This window comes from Pseudomonas wayambapalatensis, assembly GCF_049942315.1.
In the GTDB taxonomy this organism is placed as follows: domain Bacteria; phylum Pseudomonadota; class Gammaproteobacteria; order Pseudomonadales; family Pseudomonadaceae; genus Aquipseudomonas; species Aquipseudomonas wayambapalatensis.
On record NZ_JBNFMU010000113.1, the window covers coordinates 1 to 19,717 of the forward strand.

At 64.3% G+C, this 19,717-nt stretch carries 18 protein-coding genes; 14 read left to right on the forward strand and 4 right to left on the reverse strand.

Going from position 1 to position 19,717, the window contains the following annotated elements; all coding sequences use genetic code 11:
* Positions 1-185: 185 nt before the first annotated feature.
* Entirely contained in the window at positions 186-3,611 is a 3,426-nt protein-coding gene (locus ACPZMI_RS05725) for a hypothetical protein (protein WP_426351839.1), read from the reverse strand.
* Between the two features lie 329 nt (positions 3,612-3,940).
* Here ACPZMI_RS05725 and ACPZMI_RS05730 point away from each other — a divergent pair, with 329 nt between their 5' ends.
* Genes ACPZMI_RS05730 through ACPZMI_RS05740 form a run of 3 tightly spaced genes read left to right on the forward strand, consistent with a single transcriptional unit; the run spans position 3,941 to position 8,014 of the window.
* Positions 3,941-5,293 (forward strand): cytochrome C, encoded by a 1,353-nt coding sequence (locus tag ACPZMI_RS05730; protein ID WP_426351840.1) that lies wholly within the window; start codon positions 3,941-3,943, stop codon positions 5,291-5,293.
* A 4-nt stretch (positions 5,294-5,297) separates the two neighbouring features.
* A complete protein-coding gene (locus ACPZMI_RS05735) occupies positions 5,298-5,795 on the forward strand; it encodes a sorbitol dehydrogenase (protein WP_186666948.1) in 498 nt (165 codons plus the stop codon).
* Positions 5,792-8,014, forward strand: a complete 2,223-nt coding sequence (locus tag ACPZMI_RS05740) for a GMC family oxidoreductase (RefSeq protein WP_426351841.1) — start codon at positions 5,792-5,794, stop codon at positions 8,012-8,014. Before ACPZMI_RS05735 ends, ACPZMI_RS05740 begins: the two co-directional genes overlap by 4 nt.
* A gap of 44 nt (positions 8,015-8,058) precedes the next feature.
* On the opposite strand, the gene ACPZMI_RS05745 is transcribed toward ACPZMI_RS05740, so the two are convergent.
* Positions 8,059-9,381 (reverse strand): APC family permease, encoded by a 1,323-nt coding sequence (locus tag ACPZMI_RS05745; protein WP_186666946.1) that lies wholly within the window; start codon positions 9,379-9,381, stop codon positions 8,059-8,061.
* Between the two features lie 139 nt (positions 9,382-9,520).
* Positions 9,521-10,345, reverse strand: a complete 825-nt coding sequence (locus ACPZMI_RS05750) for a carbon-nitrogen hydrolase family protein (RefSeq protein ID WP_426351842.1) — start codon at positions 10,343-10,345, stop codon at positions 9,521-9,523.
* A gap of 177 nt (positions 10,346-10,522) precedes the next feature.
* On the opposite strand from ACPZMI_RS05750, the gene ACPZMI_RS05755 reads away from it, so the two are divergent.
* The 8 genes from ACPZMI_RS05755 to ACPZMI_RS05790 all read left to right on the forward strand — a co-directional run bounded on the left by ACPZMI_RS05755 (position 10,523) and on the right by ACPZMI_RS05790 (position 17,541).
* Positions 10,523-11,308: a helix-turn-helix transcriptional regulator gene (locus tag ACPZMI_RS05755; RefSeq protein WP_426351843.1), complete on the forward strand. Its 786-nt coding sequence runs from the start codon at positions 10,523-10,525 to the stop codon at positions 11,306-11,308.
* A gap of 415 nt (positions 11,309-11,723) precedes the next feature.
* Positions 11,724-11,888 carry a hypothetical protein gene (locus ACPZMI_RS05760; RefSeq protein ID WP_186666944.1) on the forward strand — a complete coding sequence of 55 codons (165 nt, stop codon included), beginning with the start codon at positions 11,724-11,726 and terminating at the stop codon, positions 11,886-11,888.
* Between the two features lie 111 nt (positions 11,889-11,999).
* Positions 12,000-12,929, forward strand: a complete 930-nt coding sequence (locus ACPZMI_RS05765) for a SctD/MshK family protein (RefSeq protein ID WP_426351844.1) — start codon at positions 12,000-12,002, stop codon at positions 12,927-12,929.
* A gap of 8 nt (positions 12,930-12,937) precedes the next feature.
* Positions 12,938-13,300 carry a hypothetical protein gene (locus ACPZMI_RS05770; protein ID WP_186708430.1) on the forward strand — a complete coding sequence of 121 codons (363 nt, stop codon included), beginning with the start codon at positions 12,938-12,940 and terminating at the stop codon, positions 13,298-13,300.
* The gene (gene sctY / locus ACPZMI_RS05775) at positions 13,300-13,635 is read left to right on the forward strand and encodes a type III secretion apparatus assembly chaperone SctY (RefSeq protein WP_371105658.1); all 336 of its coding nucleotides are present in this window, start codon (positions 13,300-13,302) and stop codon (positions 13,633-13,635) included. The genes ACPZMI_RS05770 and sctY overlap by 1 nt, the downstream gene beginning before the upstream one ends.
* Complete coding sequence (gene sctV / locus ACPZMI_RS05780) at positions 13,632-15,773, forward strand: type III secretion system export apparatus subunit SctV (protein ID WP_426351845.1); 2,142 nt, start codon at positions 13,632-13,634, stop codon at positions 15,771-15,773. The genes sctY and sctV overlap by 4 nt, the downstream gene beginning before the upstream one ends.
* On the forward strand, positions 15,770-17,092 hold the full coding sequence (locus tag ACPZMI_RS05785) for a type II and III secretion system protein family protein (protein WP_426351846.1): 1,323 nt from the start codon (positions 15,770-15,772) through the stop codon (positions 17,090-17,092). The genes sctV and ACPZMI_RS05785 overlap by 4 nt, the downstream gene beginning before the upstream one ends.
* A 14-nt stretch (positions 17,093-17,106) precedes the next feature.
* Positions 17,107-17,541 (forward strand): hypothetical protein, encoded by a 435-nt coding sequence (locus ACPZMI_RS05790; protein WP_238348295.1) that lies wholly within the window; start codon positions 17,107-17,109, stop codon positions 17,539-17,541.
* Positions 17,542-17,561: 20 nt separating this feature from the next.
* Here the strand turns inward: ACPZMI_RS05790 and ACPZMI_RS05795 are convergent, their stop codons facing one another.
* Complete coding sequence (locus ACPZMI_RS05795) at positions 17,562-18,347, reverse strand: tetratricopeptide repeat protein (protein WP_426351847.1); 786 nt, start codon at positions 18,345-18,347, stop codon at positions 17,562-17,564.
* Between the two features lie 112 nt (positions 18,348-18,459).
* Between ACPZMI_RS05795 and ACPZMI_RS05800 the strand changes: the two genes are divergently transcribed.
* From ACPZMI_RS05800 to ACPZMI_RS05810, 3 genes are read left to right on the forward strand one after another with little or no spacing between them, the layout of a single operon-like run.
* Positions 18,460-19,038: a type III secretion protein gene (locus ACPZMI_RS05800; RefSeq protein ID WP_186708422.1), complete on the forward strand. Its 579-nt coding sequence runs from the start codon at positions 18,460-18,462 to the stop codon at positions 19,036-19,038.
* Positions 19,039-19,060: 22 nt separating this feature from the next.
* Positions 19,061-19,276, forward strand: coding sequence for a hypothetical protein (locus ACPZMI_RS05805; protein WP_186666937.1), 216 nt, complete (start codon positions 19,061-19,063; stop codon positions 19,274-19,276).
* A gap of 6 nt (positions 19,277-19,282) precedes the next feature.
* The gene (locus ACPZMI_RS05810) at positions 19,283-19,717 is read left to right on the forward strand and encodes a hypothetical protein (protein ID WP_186708420.1); all 435 of its coding nucleotides are present in this window, start codon (positions 19,283-19,285) and stop codon (positions 19,715-19,717) included.

Sequence of the window (19,717 nt, forward strand, 5' to 3'; positions counted from 1 at the left end):
ACGACAAGTTGCACGTGGATCATTGAGCCACTGATTGCAATCCATCCCTGTAGGAGCGGCGGTTCGGCGCCCCGACTTGCCCGCGAACACCGGCGAAGCCGGTGCCATTCACCGCGGTGTTCTTTTCGCGGGCAAGTCGGGGCGCCGAACCGCCGCTCCTACAGGGATGGATTGCAATCAGTGGCTCAATGATCCACGTGCAACTTGTCGTCCAGGCGGTTGCTCGACGAGCCATTCTTCTGCGGCGTCTCGTCGAAATGCTTCCATTCGGCCTCCTGGAAGCGGAACAGGCTGTCATCCTCCGGCGCCTCGCGGTCGCCATAATGGTGGATCGAATAGTGGGCATACTCGACCTTGTCCGCCCAGTCGCCCTGCAACAACCCATCGGCCGCCAAATCCCGATACCAGTCGTTTTCCTTCTCACTGGCCTTCTGCCGTTTGTTGTGATCGACGAAGTAACCGATGATCCCGCCAATCACCCCCAGCACCACGCCCACCAGGAAGAACGGCCCGGTCAGCGCTGCAGCCGTGCCTGCACCGAACAGGCTGGCGGCGCCGAGGACACCGGCCGAGGCACCGAAGGCACCGCCGGCGATCTGCAGGCCACCGGAGGCCTTGGCCAGCGGGTCGCCATCCTTGATCGCGTTCTTGATGGTGAAGGCCCCCAGCACGATGTCGGCGAAACCACCGGCAAGGTCTGTGGCCGGGCCCAGTACCTTGATCACCGACCCCGCAATCTTCGCCGCCTTGCCCGGTGGCAGCTTGACCGTGCCGGAGGCCGACACCGCGTCCTCCAGGCGCTGGGTGATGCCGCCATAGGCGTTCTTGGCGGCGTTGGCGTTGCCCGCGCCGTCACCGAGCACGTCGGAAAAGTCCCCGAGCTTGCTGCCGGGCAGGGTATCGAGCGCTTCGGCGATCTTGGCCTTGGTGCTCGCCGGCAGCTCGCTGAGCTTGAATTCGAATTTCGGCTCCTGAATACCGCCCTTGCCCCAGATCTCCGGCAGCGTCTTGTCCAGGCCGAGGAAGTCGACCAACCCGCTCTTGCCGACCAGCCCGCCGATGGCATCGCCGACCTTGGCGAAGTGGCTGCCGGCGCCGGCGAAACTGACGAAGTCCTTGGCGATCGACAGACGCTGCTGCCAGGTCTCACCCAGCTTGCCGCCCTGGCCGACCAGTTGATAGATGCCCGAGAACAGGTTCACCCCGGCACCCAGCGTGCCGAGGATGCCCTTGCTGTTGAGGGCGCTGAACACCTCGCCGAGGGTGCCACGGTCGGCAATCGGTACATAGGGCTTGGAGAGCACGGTCTTGAGGTCGGCTTCGCTGATGCTGCCCTTGGCCATGTCGATCTGCGACAGCTCTTCCAGCACCTTGGTGACCACCGAGGATTTCTGCTTGCCCTGCAGCCCCTCTTCGAGAAACTTCTCGATGACTTCCTGGGTGCGGCGCGGCATGTCCAGCAGTGAGCCCTTGAGCACACTCTTGAGCAGGCCGAACAGGTCCTTGGTGGCCAGCTCCTTGTTCTCGTCGGAAATCTTGCTCGGGTCGCCGACCAGGTCATTGAGGTCGCTGGTCAGTCCGTCGGCCTGGATCGACTGGGCCGCCTTGGTGGCCGCCTCCGGATCGAACAACGACAAGGCCGAGAGCGTATTGTTGAGGTCTTCCTTGGCCTCGTGGTCCTTGCCCTGCTTCTGCAGGTCCTTGAGGTAGGCGATGTAGTCGGGGTTGTTGGTCAGGTCGAGCAGCTTCTGCTTGACCTCGTCCTTGTTGGGGATGCGGTTGAGCGCATCGTCCATCTTCGATTTGTAGTCCTTCTGGATGGTCTCGTCGGCGAACAGGGTGCTGATCTGCTCCTTGAGCTTGCCGCCGTCGATGATGTCGTGCATGTCGGCGGAGGTGAGCGCGGTCTGTTCCTTGTCGAACACCCGCCAGGTGCCGCCGAAGGCGCCGGGCTCTTCCTCGTAGCCGGTGATGCCGCGGCCGTTCTGGTAGGCGGCCTGCGCCTCGAGGGCGCGGACCAGCTTGGCACGCGGGTCGTCCTTGGCGATCGAGCCGTCCTGCACGCCTTTGCGGTAGCTGTCGAGCAGCTCCTTGGTGGCCAACTCGCCCACGGTCAGTTCGGGCGAGGAGGCGTCCTTCTCATCGGCCTTGACCCCGGTCTTGAGATTGAGCGCATCGAGCTCCTCGCGCGGCGGCAGGTTGTACTTGCTGCGGGTCTCATCGACCTCGCCCTTGGTCCAGCCTTCCCATTTGCCGACCACTTCGTCGTACAGCTGTGGGCTGAGCTCCTTGGAGACGATGAACTTGCCCTCGTCGGTCTCGAAGCGGATCAGGCCATCGCCAAGCTCGTCCGGCGAGCCGAAAGACATGTCCTTGTTCTTGAGAAAATCGTTGGGGCCGGCCAGCTTGTAGCCGTCCTTCTCGCTGTCGTGGATCTTGCCCCAGGTGTCGTTGGCGGTCGCCACCTGCTTGAACAGCTCCGGCGCGATGTCGCGCGAGACCACGACCTTGGTGCCGTCGTGGGTTTCGTAGGTGAGGACGTTGTCTTCCTGGCCGATGGTCCAGCCGAAACCCTTGTAGTCGTTCAGGCCCGGCGCCTGTGTGTTGGCATCGGCCAGCACGGCGCCGTTGTCCAGTGCAGTGCGGATGTCGGCAGCCTTGGCCGGGTCGCTGTAGACCTCATGCAGGCCGGCCAGGTAATCGAACAGCTTGGGGTTGTCGTCGCGGGCGACCACGACTTTCTCGCCATTGTGTTCATAGCGGATAAGGTCCGGGCCGACCTCGTCGCGGGCACCAATGGCCGTACCGTCGAAGGGCGGCCAGACTTCATTGTCGGTGGCGCGCCGGTAGCCGTCGGCTTCGCTGGCCTGCAGGCCCGAGAGGCTGTCGTAGGCACTGCTGGCGGCCTTGAACAGCTCGGGATTGTCGCGTTCGGACACCACGTACTTGCTGCCATCCTGGGTCTCGTAACGGATCACGCCCGGCCCGACTTCCTCGGCGGGGCCCACGGCGCGGAAGTCGCCAAGCGTGCCGGGCACCTGCTGGTCGGCCCCGGCCCATTGGTAGCCATCGGCGATGCTGCGGTTGATGCCCGAAAGTGCCTTGTAGTCCTGCGAGACCTGTTTGAACAGGTCAGGGTTGTCCTGCTCGGCGACGATGTAGGCCTTGCCGTCGGCGGTCTGGTAGCGGATCAGGCCGGGGCCGACTTCGTCAGCGGCACCGATGGCCTTGTAGTCACCAAGGGTGGCGGGGGCCTGGGCGTCCTTGCCGAGCAGTTCGTAGCCGTCCTGCTTGCTCTTGGCGATGGCCTCCAGTGCCGGGCGGGCCTCGACGATCTGTTGATAGAGCTTGGGGGTGGTGGCCTTGCTGACCAGCACATGGTCGCCTGCGGCCGTCACGTAGCGCACGGTGTCGGCCCCCTGGGCACCGGGCGCTTCGATCGCGGCCAGCTCGCCCAGCGTGGGCATCTGCTCGTCGGGCTTGGCACTGCGGTAGCTGTCGGCGTTGCGCTCGCTGTTGGCGAGCAGCACGCGGAAGGTAGCGGCGGGCTTATGATCGCGTGGCTCTGACAGTTTGGTGTCGGCGCTGCGGGTGAGAGGGCTGGTCGACATGCCGTGAAACTCCTTTCGTCGGGACAGAAAGGGCGCAAGGCGTGTCAGCGTTGCTGGACGCTCGGCGACCCTCGAGGCGGCTCGACGGTAGCAGAACAGAATGTAAGTAAAGATTTCAGTGCGCGGGAATTCACAACGTTTTACATCCGTGAAACAGGTGTCCTGATCGGTACGGCAGGGCAATAACCCTACCGTTAATCCGATTATTTTTCCTGTGGCAAATGGCCAGCTAGCCTGCAAATCAGCGTCAGGGATAACGCTGAATACTGGGACCATGAAGGGCCCGCATCTTGTGTCGTCCCGACGCTTTATCTGCTGAGGAGACGATAATGAGAAAACGACCGAAACACCTGGCCTGCCTGGGTGCAGGCTTCACCAGCGTACTGGCCGTGGCCGCGGTGGCAGACAGCCCCGTGCTGTCGCCGCAGATTCCCTTCGATGTCACCGTCGTGGTACCGCCCACACCTACCCTTGAAAGCCTGCAGCACGATTTCGACCTGTTGTCGTGGAAGACCTTCGTCGCCCTGAACTGGCCGGCCAAGCCCGATGGCAGTGCCGACACCGATGCGCCGATCGGCAAGCCGAACACAACGACGGTGTGGGAGTCGTGGAAGGAGAGTTACGAGATCTTCCTGCCCAAGGGGCAGAAACCTGTAGGTTGGCACGAGAAAGCCCCGCTTCCCGCGGTCTGTGAGGGCAAGGGCAACCTGCCTGTGCTGCAGCAGATGGGCAAGGTCGCCGGAGTGCTCGATGAGTTCATCCAGCCGTTCAAGACCGGGCCACTGGTCGACCAGAGCGGGCAGTACACGCGCAACGCGATCATGGTCAACCAGCCGATGTTCGACGATATCGTCAACAACGGCCTTTACAGCAAGGAGGGGCAACAGGCGTTCCTCGGCAAGAGCGACAACCGCATCGCCTTTGCCTGCGGTTCGAACGAGGATAAGCGGGTCGGCGCGATCATGGTCAAGTCGGCCTGGAAGGTCCTTGATGCAAGCGACAAGGCCGATGAGTTCCATGCCGTCGATGCCCTGGTCTATACCCCGGGCAATGACGATCCGGACAAAGGGGCGCTCATTCCCGAGTCGTGCAGTGCGCAGAAGGTCGGCCTGGTCGGGCTGCACATCGTGCACAAGACCCAGGACGCGCAGCAGTGGGTGTGGTCGACGTTCGAGCACGTGCGCAACGTGCCGGAAAAGACTACGCCGATGAGTGAGCGCAAGGGGCCGTACCTTTTCTATGACGCCAAGGCCGATCGGCCGATCAACGAGCCGCCGGCGCTGCCGTGGGATCCGTCGAAGAAGGCCGTGCCGTCGCAGATCGTGCGCGAGATTCCGATCACTGCCGCCGCCCAGGCGCTCAACCAGCAGTGGCGAGGCGCGCTGGCCGGCACGGTCTGGGCCAACTACCAACTGGTCAGTACGCAATGGCCGACCAAGCCCGCCAAGGATCCGAAGTGCCAGGTACCGGACCCGGTCAACCCCCTGGGCTCTCCGGCGCCAAGCTTCCTGGCCAACGCCACGCTGGAAACCTACAACCAGGGCACCGTGCCGCAGGCGTCTTCGAGCTGCATGGAGTGCCACAACAACGCGACCACCCGGGTGACTGAATCGCCGCGTACCAGCTTCGCGGACTTCACCTTCCTGCTTGAACGTGCCCAATCCACTGGCGCCAAGGAGTGATGCCATGAACGACCAGAACCTGCAGAACTTCATTGAGCTTTCGGCGCTGCTGACGGGCCTGTCCAGCGACCACCTTGCCCCGTCCGACGACCCGGTCAACCTGCCACCGGTGTTTTTCGCCACAGCGCAAAGCGGCATGGGCGCGGCAGCCTTCAGCAATCTGCTGGAGCTGTTTGTCAGCCTCAAGGGCCGGCCCGAGAAAGAGATCGCCGCCGCCATTCTGGACCGCAAGGATTCACCGATCGCCCAGGGCGCGCGTTCGATCATGAAGCTCTGGCTGCTGGGCAGTTGGTACCAGCCCTACGACCTGAAGGACGCGCAGAAAACCAAAGGTGATATCCACGTGGTTTCCGACCAGGCCTACAAGGAAAGCTGGGCGTGGAAGATCGCCCAGGCCCATCCCATGGGCTATAGCCAGTATCACTTCGGCTACTGGGCCGAGCAGCCACCAACCCTCGAGCAATTCACCGGTGTCAAAGCCAAGGAAGGGCAGCAGCCATGAGCCTCGTACAAGCCAAGAACATCGAGCAAGCCGATGTGATCGTCGTGGGCGCCGGCATGGCCGGCAGCGTGATGGCCTACCAGTTGGGCCTGGCCGGGCTCAAGGTACTGGTGCTGGAGTCGGGGCCGGCGATTCCGCCGAACCGCAGCGAGTATCTGGAGCGTTTCTACACCGCGGTGCTCAAATCGCCTGAATCGCCCTATCCGCCTGAGCAGATGGAGCAGACCCCGGACAAGCAGTTCGCTCCCCGAGCGACCATCAAGGACGTGATCACGGTCGCTAGCAACGACCCGCACAAGGATGAGAAAAGCTATCTGGTACAGAAAGGGCCGCTGCTGTTCGCCAGCACCTACGAGCGGGTCGGTGGCGGCACCATGTGGCACTGGATGGGCACCGCACTGCGCCTGTTGCCCAATGACTTTCGCATGAAGTCGGCCTACAACGTCGGGGTCGATTGGCCGATCAGCTATGCCGACCTGCAGACCGCGTACTGCCGCGCCGAGGAGGAGATGGGCGTGTCTGCCGACGTGGCGGCCCAGTCCTATCTCGGCGTGACCTTCCCCGAGGGCTACCAGTACCGCATGCACGGCATCCCGCCTTCGCTGGTCGACCAGGGCGTGGCCAAGGCAATTGACGGCAAGCTCTATAACGGCATCACGCTGAAGGTGCGCCCGACCCCGGCCGGACGCAACTCGCAGAACGACAACGGGCGGCGGGTCTGTGCCGGTAATACCAGCTGTACGCCGATCTGCCCGATCCAGGCCAAGTACGATGCCACCGTGACCATGGCCAAGGCGCTGGACACCGGCAACGTGCGCATCCTCTACCAGACCGTGGCCAGCAAGGTGCTGGTGACCGACAAGCAAGTCAGTGGCATCGAGTTCATCCAGTACCAGGCCGATGGCAAGCGCAATGATGGCGTGGCCCAGGGCCAGCGTTACGTCATCGCCGCCCATGCCATCGAGACGCCGAAACTGCTGCTCAACTCCAAGAGCAAGGATTGGCCGGATGGGGTTGCCAACAGCAGCAAGCAGCTTGGCTGTGGCTTGTCGGACCATCCGGTGTACCTGGCCTGGGGCCTGATGCCCGAGGGTAAACCGCTGTTCCCGTTCCGTGGCCCGCTGTCGACTTCAGGCATCGAGGAAATGCGTGACGGCGACTTTCGCAGGAAACATGCGGCCTGGCGTATCGAGATCGGCAACGAGGGCTGGAACTGGTCGCAGGAGGATCCGTACAAGGCCGTTTGCGACTACATCGACGGGACCAACGAGGGCGGGACCAACCCCAAGAATTCGGCACTGTCTGGCCAGGCACTGGTCCAGCAGCTCAACAGCGTGCTGACTCGCCAGTTCCGCCTGGGCTTTCTGGTCGAGCAGTTGGAAAAAGACCCGGACAAGGCGCTGTGTCGAGTGAAGGTCAGCGATACCCTCACCGATGGCCTCGGGCTGGCTAGACCGGAGATCGAATATGATTTCTCCGACTACACCAAGGAAGGGTTCAGGCAGGCGCGTTTGGCCGCGACGCACATCATCACTGAGCTGATGGGCGCCAGCGAGTTGACCGACTTCCACCCCAAAAAGGAACCTGGACCGCAAACGGTGTTCGACCATGGCAACGAACGCTATGCGTTCTACGGCGCCGGGCACCTGATGGGCACCTACCGCATGGGTAGCGACCCGGGCAAATCGGTGGTCGACAAGCAGCAGCGCAGTTGGGACCACAAGAACCTGTTCCTGGTCGGCGACGGTGTGTTCCCCACCACCGGTACCGCCAACCCCACCCTGACCATCACTGCGCTGACCTTCCAGGCTGCCGATGTGGTGGCCAGCGACCTGCTTGCGCGCACCGTGCAGGTACAGGCCAACCAGGCCTGGCAGGGGACCGGTGTGCAGGTCAATGGTCACAGTTGGCAGTTGGCGGTGTGCAAGGGCGGGCAGTGGACAGCCAACCCGGCTACCGGGTTCGTGGGCGCCAGTGGTCATGCGGGTTTGATCGCCAAACCTGGCTATACCTTGCCCGGGCAGAACGAAGGTGCGCTGATCGGCCGTATCGGCAGTAACGGCACGCCGTTCCTGATAGGGGACAAGGTGCAGTTGCCGCGTGGCCAGAAGGGCGAGTTGCAGTTGTGCATCAATGACGATCTGGAGGGGCGTTACGGGGTTGGTCTGCGCGACAACCTGGGCAGCTTGAGCGTCGAGCTTAGCTTCGGATCCTTGTAGCCCGCACTGGCAGGAAGGGCACCGGCCTGGCCGGTGCCCTTCGGTCACGCTTCTTCGAAATGCATCTCCGGCGGCTGCTTGCTGAATCCGCCCGTCAGCACTGCCAGGTACAGGATTCCCGCCGCCAGCCAGGCCAGGCCCAGGTAGATCGCCAGGTGATCCAGGCTCACCATCAGCCACAGGTCTGCCGCCAGGCCGATCAGCGGGAACACCAGGAACAGCAGCACCGCGCGTGGCCCGCGTTCGCCACGGCCGATCCAGTAGTGGAACACCACCGACAGGTTGACCAGGCTGAAGGCCAGGAAGGCGCCGAAGTTGATGAACGAGGTGGAGGTGGTGACATCCATGTGCAACGCCAGCAGCGCCACCACGCCGCACAGCACGATGCTGCCGACCGGGGTGCCGAAGCGCTCGCTCAGGCGCCCGAAGAATGCCTTGGGCAGTACACCGTCACGCCCCATGGCGAACAGCAAGCGCGAGGCGCTGGCTTGGGCGGACAGCCCCGAGGTGAACTGGCCGACGATCAAACCGACCAGGAACAGGCTGACGAACAGGTCGCCACCGATGTTGCGGGCGATCTCGTAGGCCGCCGAGTCGGCGTTTTCGAACTGGGTGGAGGGGTGGGCAAGCTGCACGAAGTAGCTGGCGGCGATGAACAGGAATCCGCCGATCAGGGTAATCAGCAGGATCGCCCGCGGGATGTTCTTGCGCGGCTCGTGGGTTTCCTCGGTCAGGGTGCTCACCGCATCGAAGCCCAGGAACGAATAGCAGGCAATCGCTGCACCGCTCATGATCAGCGGCAACTGCACGCCTTCCTTGAAGAACGGCTCCAGCGACCACAGCGGTTTGCTCGCGTCCCCCAGCACATAGTGGATCGCCAGCACCACGAAGGCCGCCAGAACGAGGAACTGCACCAGCATCAGCGCGCCGTTGATGTTCTTCGCCAGGCGCAGGCCGACCACGTTGATCGCCGTGGTCACGCCGATGAACGCCAGCACCCAGACGGCTTGCGGCACGGCGGGGAAGGCCGAGTGCAGGTAGGCCGCGCCGATCAGCCAGATGGCCATGGGCAGGAACAGGTAGTCGAGCAGCACACCCCAGCCGGCCAGGAAACCCAGTTTCGGGCTGATCGACTTGCGCACATAGGTGTAGGCCGAGCCCGCCACCGGGAAGGCGGCGGCCATGCGCCCGTAGCTCAGGGCGGTGAACAGCATGGCGACGGAGGCGGCGAGGTACGCCGAGGGCACCACGCCGCCGGTGGTGTCGGCGAGGATGCCGAAGGTCCCGAGGACGATGATCGGGGTCATGTAGGCGATGCCAAACAGCACCACCGCACTGAGCGAAAGGGTTCGCTTGAGTCGGGCCATTACTGCTTACTCCAGATTATGTTTGTTATGCAGAGTCGAAATCGACGCAAAAAATGGCATCCCTTGCCTGTCATGGGTCAGGGCTTTGCAGTCTGCCGTGACCCTCAGGATTCTCAGATTCTCTGTAGGTGCGGTGGTGTCAGCGGTTATCGATGATCAGCTCGCGCAGGCCGTTATCGTGCTCGCGCATCTCGCCCGGCAGGACGAAGCGTCGCTCGGCCAGATAGCTGTAGTCGCGACGGGCTGCGTCCAGTTGCGCCAGGTCCAGCTCGAGGCCGATGCGGCATTCCTCGCGGCCCGCTTCACACAGCAGTTGGCCGTAGGGATCGACCACCGCGCTGCCGCCGGCGAACACCAGGGCGCCATCCCCCTCGCCGACGCGGTTGACCATCACTGCAAACGCCTGGTTTTCCATGGCGCGGCCACTGATCGCGGTACGGTGGGTCGGCCCATAGGGGTCCATGTTGCCGTTGGTCACCAGGATCAGCTCGACGCCCAGTTGGCCGAGGGCGCGGGCGCTTTCGGGGAACTCGATGTCGAAGCAGATCAGCAAGCCCACCCGCACCCCCTTGAACAGCGCAGTGGCGTAGCGGTCGCCCGGGGTGAAGATGCCGCGGTCCGACGCCCACAGGTGGGTCTTGCGGTACTTCAGGGCGATGCCTTCAGCGGTGATCAGCAGGGTGGTGTTGTAGAAGCGGCCGTCGTCACCCGCTTCGGCCATGCCGACCACCACGCCGACGTCACGTTCGCGCGCTGCCTGTTGCACGGCACGCACGCTGGGGCCGTCGAGGGGCTCGGCGAGGGTTGCGATGTTGTCCTCGCTGGGGAACCCCATCAGCTGGGTTTCAGGGAAGACCACCAGGTCGGTGCCGGCAGGGCAGGCGTGGATCGCCTCCAGGGTGCGGCTCAGGTTGTAGGCGGTGTCACCGTCGCGGCCCACCAGTTGCACGAGTTCGACCTTCATTGCTGTTCTCATAGACCCAATCTTTTATTGAAATGCCCGAGCCATGGCGGTGACATGACCGCCCGGTGAAAAACGGTCAGAATGCGCATCGGACCGAGGCAAGGCTTGCCCGAGTATGCGTCGGCCACCGTATCGGGGGTAATTACGCCCACGTGGTAACCCAACAGGGGTAGAGGCATGCACCTTACGCTGCAGGACCTGGCCTGGCACCGCTCGGTCGGTCACCTGGTCGAGACGCTCGACAAGCCCGGCTTCTGGCTCGCCCTGGTGCGCCTGCTCGATCAGTATGTGCCGTTCGACAGCTGGGTGGCCTTGCTCTTCAGCAATGGTAGACCGCAAGTGTTCGCCGAGTGTCCTGGCGAGGACGGCGGGCCCGACCCGCTGTTCCAGGACTACCTCAAGGGCCTGTACCTGCTCGATCCGTTCTACATCGCCAGCCGCGAGGCGCCGGGCAGCGGCCTGTTCCAACTGGCGGACGTGGCGCCGGAGTGCTTCGAGCAGACCGACTACTACCAGCGCTACTTTCGCCTGAACGTGGTCGCCGACGAGGTGCAGTTCAATGTGCAGCTGGAGAAGGAGCGCACCTTGTGCCTGTCGTTGGGGACCAAGGGGCGTTTCAGCGCCGAGCAGATCACCCTGCTCGACTTGCTGCGCCCCTGGGTGGCCGGGCTGATGCGCCAGCGCATGACGTTCGAGCGCGAATTGCTGGAGCAGGCCACGCCACCGGCGCCACGCTGGCAGAGCCGCCTGGAGGAAACCGTCGAGGCGCTGCAGACACCCCTGACTGCACGGGAACTGGAAGTGGGGCGCTTGATGCTCAGTGGTTGTTCGAGCAAGGAGATCGCGCGCAAGCTGGCGATATCCGCCGAGACCGTGAAAGTGCACCGCAAGCACATGTACAGCAAATTGGGGATCAAGTCACAGTCCGAGTTGTTTTCGCTGTTTCTACAGGCGCAAAGTTGATTGAGTTCACAGAAGTGATTATTCATCCGCTTATCCTGACGCCTTGTAATATTGGCCCTATAGCGCCGCCCGCCTTACTGCGTTTATTCAATAACTGAACTTGGCTGCCGGCTGTTTCGACCAGGAAAACAGCGCATTTTCCCCAATCCTAGACATTTCAAGGTATTCGGCTTTTCAGCTGAAGGCCTTGCTGTGCATGGCTTGTAGCTTGTGTAAAGGCGGTGCCCGGCAATTTGTATCAAGAGTTTTCCCAACCTTTCACAACGTTTCACAGCAGTGGCGAATATTCATTGCCTAACATGGGCCCCGTGTTAGAGAGCGACTGCCTGACATCCCCTTCAGTCGCTGTCTTGCACGGACTTCTACCCGCCTCAAAGCGGCTTCTTATGAATCCCTATCCTGAAGGAGTATCACCATGAGCAACGTACCTCCAGCAAGCAGCGGTGGCGGCGCAGACGCAGCAATCGCCAAGATGGAAGCCACTTTCAACATGGCTATCGAGAAGTCGGCCAAGATCACCGAGCTGACCACGGCAAAGAAGGCTGAGCTCGACGCCACCAAACAGCGTCCGCAGAACTGACGTTGTGCCTTGCGGGCGGAGGTTGCTCCGCCCGCATGTCTTGCAACGACGCATTTTTCGGCAAGGGCCTGAATGGCCGTTGCCCGTGGTATTCACGGTGGTGCCCCGCCCATGACAGCCCTTACCGCTCTGGCCGCCGTCACCGGTGGCGCGACAGCCTCCAAGCCGGTACTCAGCGTCACCCAGGGTCTGCACCAGGGTGGCCGGATCAGTCTGGACGGCGCCCAGTACACCTTCGGCAGCACACCTGATGCCGACTTCATTCTCAATGACCCGGGCGTCGTGCCCCGCCATCTGGTATTGCGCCTGGCTGACGGCAAGGTCGCAGTCGAGGCCGTGGGCGGCGAAGTGAGGGTCGAAGACCAGCAGGGACGGGCGATCATCGTTCCGCTGGGCAGCGGTTATCGCGCTCAGTTGCCGCTGCGTATCGCCTTGGGTGAGGCGCGGTTGAGCCTGGAGCACGAACAGCCCGCGCGCGCCGCTGCCGCGATCGCACAGCCCCAGAACGCCTCGGCATTCACCCGCACCCACGTTGCGCTGGCGCTGGGCCTGATGCTGATCTGCGCCTTCGCCTACGCCGTGCGTGGCGAGCCACCCAAACCCCTGGCCGCCAGCGTGATGCCTGCGCCGCGTGCACCGCAGCTGCCTTCGCTGGCGCAGGCCCATCAATGGCTGGGGCAGCAGCTGCAGGTCAACGGCCTGGAAGGCGTACGGCTCAGCGAAGCAGGCGGGCAACTGCTGGCCGAGGGGCGCCTGGACCTGACGCAGAAGGCGCGCTGGCTCGCCGTACGCCAGGACTACGACCAGCGCTACGGCCAGCAGGTGATGCTGCACAGCACGGTCACCGCCCAGGCCGATGTCGCCCGTCCACGGGTGCGCTTCCAGGCGGTGTGGTTCGGCAATAACCCCTATGTGATCAGCGAAAGCGGCAAGCGCCTCTATCCCGGCGCGGCCTTGGCCGACGGCTGGATGCTGGAACGTATCGACAGCGACCAGGTGATCCTGGCCAGGGGTGAAGAACGCTTCACCCTGACCCTATAGGACCGAGCATGAGGATCGAACCGCGGCCATTGTTGCCGTCTTCCACCGAAAAGACCCCCTCCGTCGAGGCCGTGCGCCCGCTGCAGGCGCGCCCCAATGCTCGCTTCGATGCGTTGCTGGGCAAGCGTGAAGTGGCTGGTCGCCGCTCGCTGCGCGCAGAGCTCGAGCAAGCGTGCGCCGGCGAGGAGATCAACCCGGACCTGTTCAGCGGCACCCGTGCGCTGGACCTGCTGCAGTACCTGCTGGACGAAGTCATGCCGTCGCTGGATGCCGAACCGGAGATCCGCGATCTGGCCGAAGACCTGCTTCGTGAAGAGATACACCTGCGCCAGTCCCTGGAGCAGCAACGCGCCGAGGTGCAGGAACCATGATGTCCCGCGAACGACACGACAGCATCGAGCTACTCAAGGGCCTGGGCGACCTCTACCGCCGCAGCGGTCAGCCCCAGCGCGCGCTGGTGATGCTGTTGATCGCCGCGCAGATGGCCCCGCAGGACGGCACGCTGCTGCGCTACCTGGCCATGGCCTTCACCGACAGCGGCAACGCCAGTCGTGCCCTGAACGCGCTCGACCGCCTCACCGAGCAGGAAGGCGAATCACCCGGCCTGTTGCTGCTGCGCAGCCATGCCCTGTGGCGCGGCGGGCGCAAGGACGAAGCGCGCCAGTGCTTCAAGCGCTACCTTAGTGCACGCAGGGCCGCCCGATGAGCCCGCTCGATCGCCTCAACGGCCTGGCGCGTGCGGCCTCCCAGCGCACCGACGTGATCATCGTGTCGTTCATGCTGATGGCCATCGCGATGATGATCATCCCGCTGCCGACCTATCTGGTCGACGGCCTGATCGGCCTGAACATCGCCCTGAGCATGCTGATCCTGATCGTCGCTTTCTATATCAACCACTCGGTGGAGTTCTCGGCGCTGCCGCCGCTGATCCTGCTGAGCACCCTGTTCCGCCTGTCGCTGTCGATCACCACCACGCGGCTGATCCTGCTGCACGGCGATGCCGGCCATATCGTCCAGGCGTTCGGTGACTTCGTCATCGCCGGCCAGGTGGTGGTCGGCCTGGTGGTGTTCCTGATCATCACCGTGGCGCAGTTCGTGGTCATCACCAAGGGGGCCGAGCGGGTTGCCGAGGTGGCCGCGCGCTTCACCCTCGATGCCATGCCCGGCAAGCAGATGAGCATTGACAACGACCTGCGCAACGGCGACATCGACCAGGCCGAAGCCCGTCGCCGTCGTTCGCGCCTGGAGCGTGAAAGCCAGATGTTCGGCGCCATGGACGGTGCGATGAAGTTCGTCAAGGGCGACGCCATCGCCGGCCTGGTGATCCTCGCGGTGAACCTGCTGGGCGGCATGCTGATCGGCATGGTCGAGCGCGACATGCCGTTCGGCACCGCAGTGCACACCTATTCGCTGCTGACCGTCGGTGACGGCCTGATCGCACAGATTCCGGCGCTGCTGATTTCGGTGGCGGCCGGCACCGTGGTGACCCGCGTCAACAGCGACGGTGCCAGCGGTGACCTGGGGACGGAGATCATTCGCCAGTTGGGCGCCAGCCATCGTGCCTTGTTCCTCACTGCATTGATCCTGCTGGGCATCGGCCTGCTGCCGGGCTTCCCGGCGGCGGTGTTCTTCGTGCTTGCCGCAGTGCTGGGTGGCTCGGCGTTCTACCTCAAGCGTCGCCAGGCGATCGAGCAGGCTGAGCCTGTGCAAACACCGGAGGCCGAGGACGAACCCCAGGTGCCGACGGTGGAGGCCAGCGTGTCGGCGAGCAAGCCGCTCGACTGCCGCATCCTTCTGGTCATGGGGCCGGGCCTTGCGGCCAGTGCGCCGGAACAGCCGCTACGCCAGCGCTTCGAGGCGCTGTGCCACGAGATCCGTGGCGAGCTCGGCATCGATGTGCCCCTGGCCGCCGTGCATGTGGACGCCAAGAGCGCCGCCCAGCGCTTCGTCATCGAACTTGAAGGCGTGCCGGTGAGCGAAGGTGAACTGCCTGCCGATTGCCTGCTGCTCAGGGACGACCCGGTCAATGTGCAGTTGCTCGACATCCCGATGATCGAAGCCGACTCGCCCCTGGCCGCGCGCAGCGCCCACTGGATCGCTCGTGAGTACCAGGAGCGTCTGGAACAGGCGGGCGTCGGTTTCATGCTCCCCGAGGAAGTCCTGCGGGCGACGGTCGAGCGCACCCTGCGCCGCTACGCGGCAGATTTTCTCGGCATTCAGGAGACCCGTGCGCTGCTGGAAAGCATCGAGGGCAGCTATGGCGAGCTGATCAAGGAAGTGCTGCGCAACCTGTCGTTGCAGCGTATGGCCGAAGCCCTGCGCTACCTGGTTGCAGAGGGTGTATCGATCCGCAACCAGCGCGCCTTACTTGAGGCCATGGTCGATTGGGGAGGCCGCGATGCCGACGCCGCGCACCTGGCCGAACACCTGCGCGCAGCGCTGGCCCGACAGATCAGCCACCAATATGCCGACCGCAACCGGGTGATCAGCGCCCTGGTGCTGGCGCCGGTGCTGGAGCAGCAGTTGCGCACTGGGATACGGCGTCAGGACGGTAGTCGCGAGGCGATTCCCGAGCAGGTCAGCCGCGCCTTGATGCTGCAACTGCGCCAGGCCTGCGAGCGCCTGCCCGAAGACCGCACCAGTGTGCTGCTGGTACACCCGGAATTGCGCCGCTATCTGCGCCGCCTGGTGCTGCGTGGAGACCTGGAGCTGGCTGTGCTGTCGTTCCGCGAGTTGGCCGGTGAATACAACCTGCAGGCCGTGGGCACTCTCGAACTTGGCGACACCTCTCAACGCCGCTCCACCAGCGGTGCCTCGGTCACTTCTCTGGCGAGTGCTTCATGATCGGTTCATCACGCATTGGAGCTGTGCTTCATTACCGGCTGTGGCTCGGCCTGGTCGGGTTGCTGCTGTCCTTCCTGGCCACTGCCGATGAGATCGCGGCCGGCAGCCATGGCCGCCTGGACCTGGCGTCGGGCGAGGGCAGGGTGCTGCATTTCAAGGCGCCGGTGGCGTCGGTGCTGGTCGCCGAGCCGGGAATCGCCGACCTGCAAGTGGTGTCCGACGGGGTGATCTACGTGTTCGGCAAGGCGCCGGGGCAGACCAGCCTGATCGCCCTGGACGACGCGGGCAAGCAATTGGCGGCCTTGAGCCTGTCGGTGAACAACGCCACCCAAAGCGTCAGCCGTCCGCTGCAGGACCTGCATCCGGCCAGCGGCGCGCAGGTCAGCGCCGTGGGTAACCAGCTGGTGGCCAAGGGTTTGGTCAGGGATGTCGGCGAAGCCAGTGACCTCAATGCACTGCTCGATAACCAGAGCCCGGTGCCCGCGGTCAACGGCGCGACCTATGCCGGTTCTGCCCAGGTCAACATCCGCGTGCGCTTTGCCGAAGTCTCGCGCTCCGAGCTGCTGCGCTACGGGGTGAGCTGGAACGCACTGTTCAACAACGGCACCTTTTCCTTTGGCTTGATCACCGGTGGTCGCCTTGCCGCCGACGCCGCCAGCGGTGCATCGAATGTCATCAGCGCCGGGCTCAGTTCGGGCAACGTGAACATCGACTCGATGCTTGAAGCCCTGCAGAGCAACGGCGTGCTGCAGATCCTCGCCGAGCCGAACATCACCGCCATGACCGGGCAGACCGCGAGCTTCCTGGCGGGCGGCGAAATCCCCGTGCCGGTGCCGGTCAACCGTGACCTGGTGGGCATCGAGTACAAGCCTTTCGGTGTGTCGCTGCTGTTCAGCCCGACGCTGCTGCCCAACGGCCATATCGCCTTGCAGGTGCGTCCCGAGGTCAGCAGCCTGATGGGCTCGGACACCACCGACGTCAACGGCTACCGGGTGCCGTCGTTCCGCGTGCGGCGTGCCGATACCCGGGTCGAGGTCGGCAGCGGCCAGACCTTTGCCATAGCAGGCCTGTTCCAGCGCGAAAGCAGCCAGGACATGGACAAGGTGCCGATGCTCGGCGACATGCCGATCCTGGGCAACCTGTTCCGCTCCAAGCGCTTCCAGCGCAACGAGACAGAGCTGGTGATCCTGATCACCCCGTACCTGGTCCAGCCGACCCGCGAGCGCGACCTGGCCACCCCCCTCGATGCCCTGCCGGGCCCTGCGACCGCTTCGGCGGGGCCACGCAGTGGCGGCAAGTTCGGCTTCTACATGAACTGACTTTGGGGGTGACCATGAAATCGATCTTTTCCAAGCCGATGATCAGCGCCCCCGCCGGGCTCTGCTGGCTGTTGCCATTGGCACTGCTGGCTGGCTGCCAGACGCACTTGGAGCCGGTCTCCTATTCACCGGATTTCCAGCACAAGACACTGGCCAATGGCAGCACCGAGATCCTGCCGGTGGAGTGCCTGAAACCGGCGAGCAAGGATGACTTCGGCCTGGATGAGGACTTCGTGCCGCTGCTGCCGCCGGGCTGCGCCAACAACCTCACGCTGATGCGCATGGTAGAGCAGCCGGACGACCTGGCCCAGGGGCGGCCGACCGGCCCGACCATGGCGGCGCCCGTGGGACGCGCCGCGCAGGTCTATATCGAGGGTTACGATCGCGCCGAGCTGCGTCGACGCCAGGATGAACAGCAAGCGCGCGCCGATCGCCAGGAGAAGCAATGAAACGCGCGCATGTGCAGGTGCTAGCGACCGTCCACCAGGCCCAGCTCGCGGGCCTGGGCCTGGGCATCCGGGATCGCCTTGATGCGCCGGGCTTCGTTGAGCAGCGTCTGGCGTTCGCTGGCGGAGAGATCGTCCAGGGGCAGGCCGGCGACATCCTGCTCGCGGCCGGCCAGTACGGTGACCAGCAGTTCGTTGCGCTGGTGCCGGGGCAGAGCACGGGGCGACTGGCCGACCACGCGCACGGTGTCCAGGGCCCGTTGCGCCTGACCGCCCAGGGCGTAGGCCAGGGCCAGGTTGCAGCGGGTGTCGAGGTCGTCCGGCGCCAGCGCCAAGCCTTTGCTGAAGGCCCCTTGGGCGGCGGCTGCCTGGCCGCGCAGGATCTGCGCGATGCCCAGGCGGTTCCAGGCATCGGCGCGGTTGCCACGTTCGGCCGCCTGGGTCAGGGACGTGACCGCACGCTCCAGCTTGCCCTGGCGCAGTTGGGCGCTGCCCAGCCCCAGCAAGGCGTCGAGGTTGTCCGGTTGCAGTTCGAGCGCCTGCTGGTAAGCCCGCTCGGCTGCGCGCGCATCGCCCGCGGCCAGCGTGGTGTCGCCCAGCTTCTGCCAGGCTTCGGGATGGCGCCCAGGTTGCTGCGCGGCATTCTGGTAGAGCGCAGCAGCCGAGGCGGCATCGCCGCGCTGCTGCAGATCGCCCGCCAGGTGCATGAGGCGATCGTAGCCATCGTCGGCACTGTGTGGCTGGCTGGTGCAGGCGCCGAGCAAGGTGCTGGCGATCAGAAGCAAGGTGGACGGAAAACGGTTGGGCATGGAAAGGACTCGAGCGGACGACTGAGTGGCCATTCTAGCGACTTGATGTGTGAATTCGACTGCGCTTCATACGATTTCACGCCTGTGACCTCTGCCAAAGAGGTGATTGCCCATGCGTAACCCGCTCTGGCTCATCGGTTTGTTGCTGGTCGTGCTGTCGTTGCCTGCGCGCAGCGATGAAGGCAAGGGTGACCCCGCCTGGTTCGCCCAACCCTATGCCTACGCCCTGGTCGACCAGGACCTGCGCGGCGCCCTGAGCGAGTTCGGGCAGAACCTGGAGCAGGTCGTGGTGGTGTCCGACAAGGTCCGCGGCAAGGCTCGCAGCCCACTGCGCAGCAGCACTGCCGGCGAATTCCTCACCCAGCTGTGCGACAGCAACGCGCTGGGTTGGTACTACGACGGCAACGTGCTCTACATCAATAGCAACGATGAAGTGGCCACGCGCTTGTTCCGTCGCCAGCCCGGGTTGGACCTGGAGCAGTTGCGCGACTACCTGCAAAGCCTCGATGTGTACGGCCGCCAGTTGTCGCAACGCCCTGGCGCCGACCGCGACGAGCTGCTGGTGTCCGGACCGCCCGCCTACCTGAACATGATCCAGCAGCACCTCGACAACCGACCCCAACCCGTCGCGACGTCCGCAGCCTCCCGGGGTATCCGGGTGTTCCGCGGCGCCAGCGTCAGCGATCACTGAAAAACCAACCAGGAGAAGCCCCATGGCCGTTACCCCGATCGATACCCCCGGCAGCACCCCGAGCAGCGCTGAAGCGCGCTTCGATGCTGCGCTGGGCAAATCCCAGGACGCCTCTGACGATCCAAGCTTCCAGGAGGCGCTGGTGAACCAGGCCGTGATGATCGGCGGGCAGTTCATCATCATGCCCAAGGCGCAGGAAATGCTGAACGAAGCCCAGTCCTCGGACGACGATGAGTAAGCGGCCATGACAGCCAGTCTTGCGACTACGGCGGCACTGCCGCCGTCAGGAGGACAAGGGGGGCTTGGTGCCTCCCAGAATCTCTTCGAACACATGGCCAACAGCGCCAAGGGCATGCCTGAAGGTGCCAGTCCTCACCAGATCGGTGAGAGCCTGATGCAGCGCCTGGATGGTTTCATCGACCGTTCGCGCACCTTCAGCGCTCGGGCCGAGTTGCTTAGCCATGGCGGCCCAGCGATGCCATCGTCGAGCCCGGCCGTGGGCTCGTCGCCGTTCGTGGCGCCGGGCGCCGAGGGCACGCCCAAGGTCGGAGAGACCCAGGTTGCGAACATCGTCGAGTCCCTCGGGCGGATGTTCGACTACTCCATCGAAACCCAGATGGTGGTGCGTGGCGCGACCCAGGTTTCCGGCTCCGCCAACACCCTGCTCAAAGGACAATGA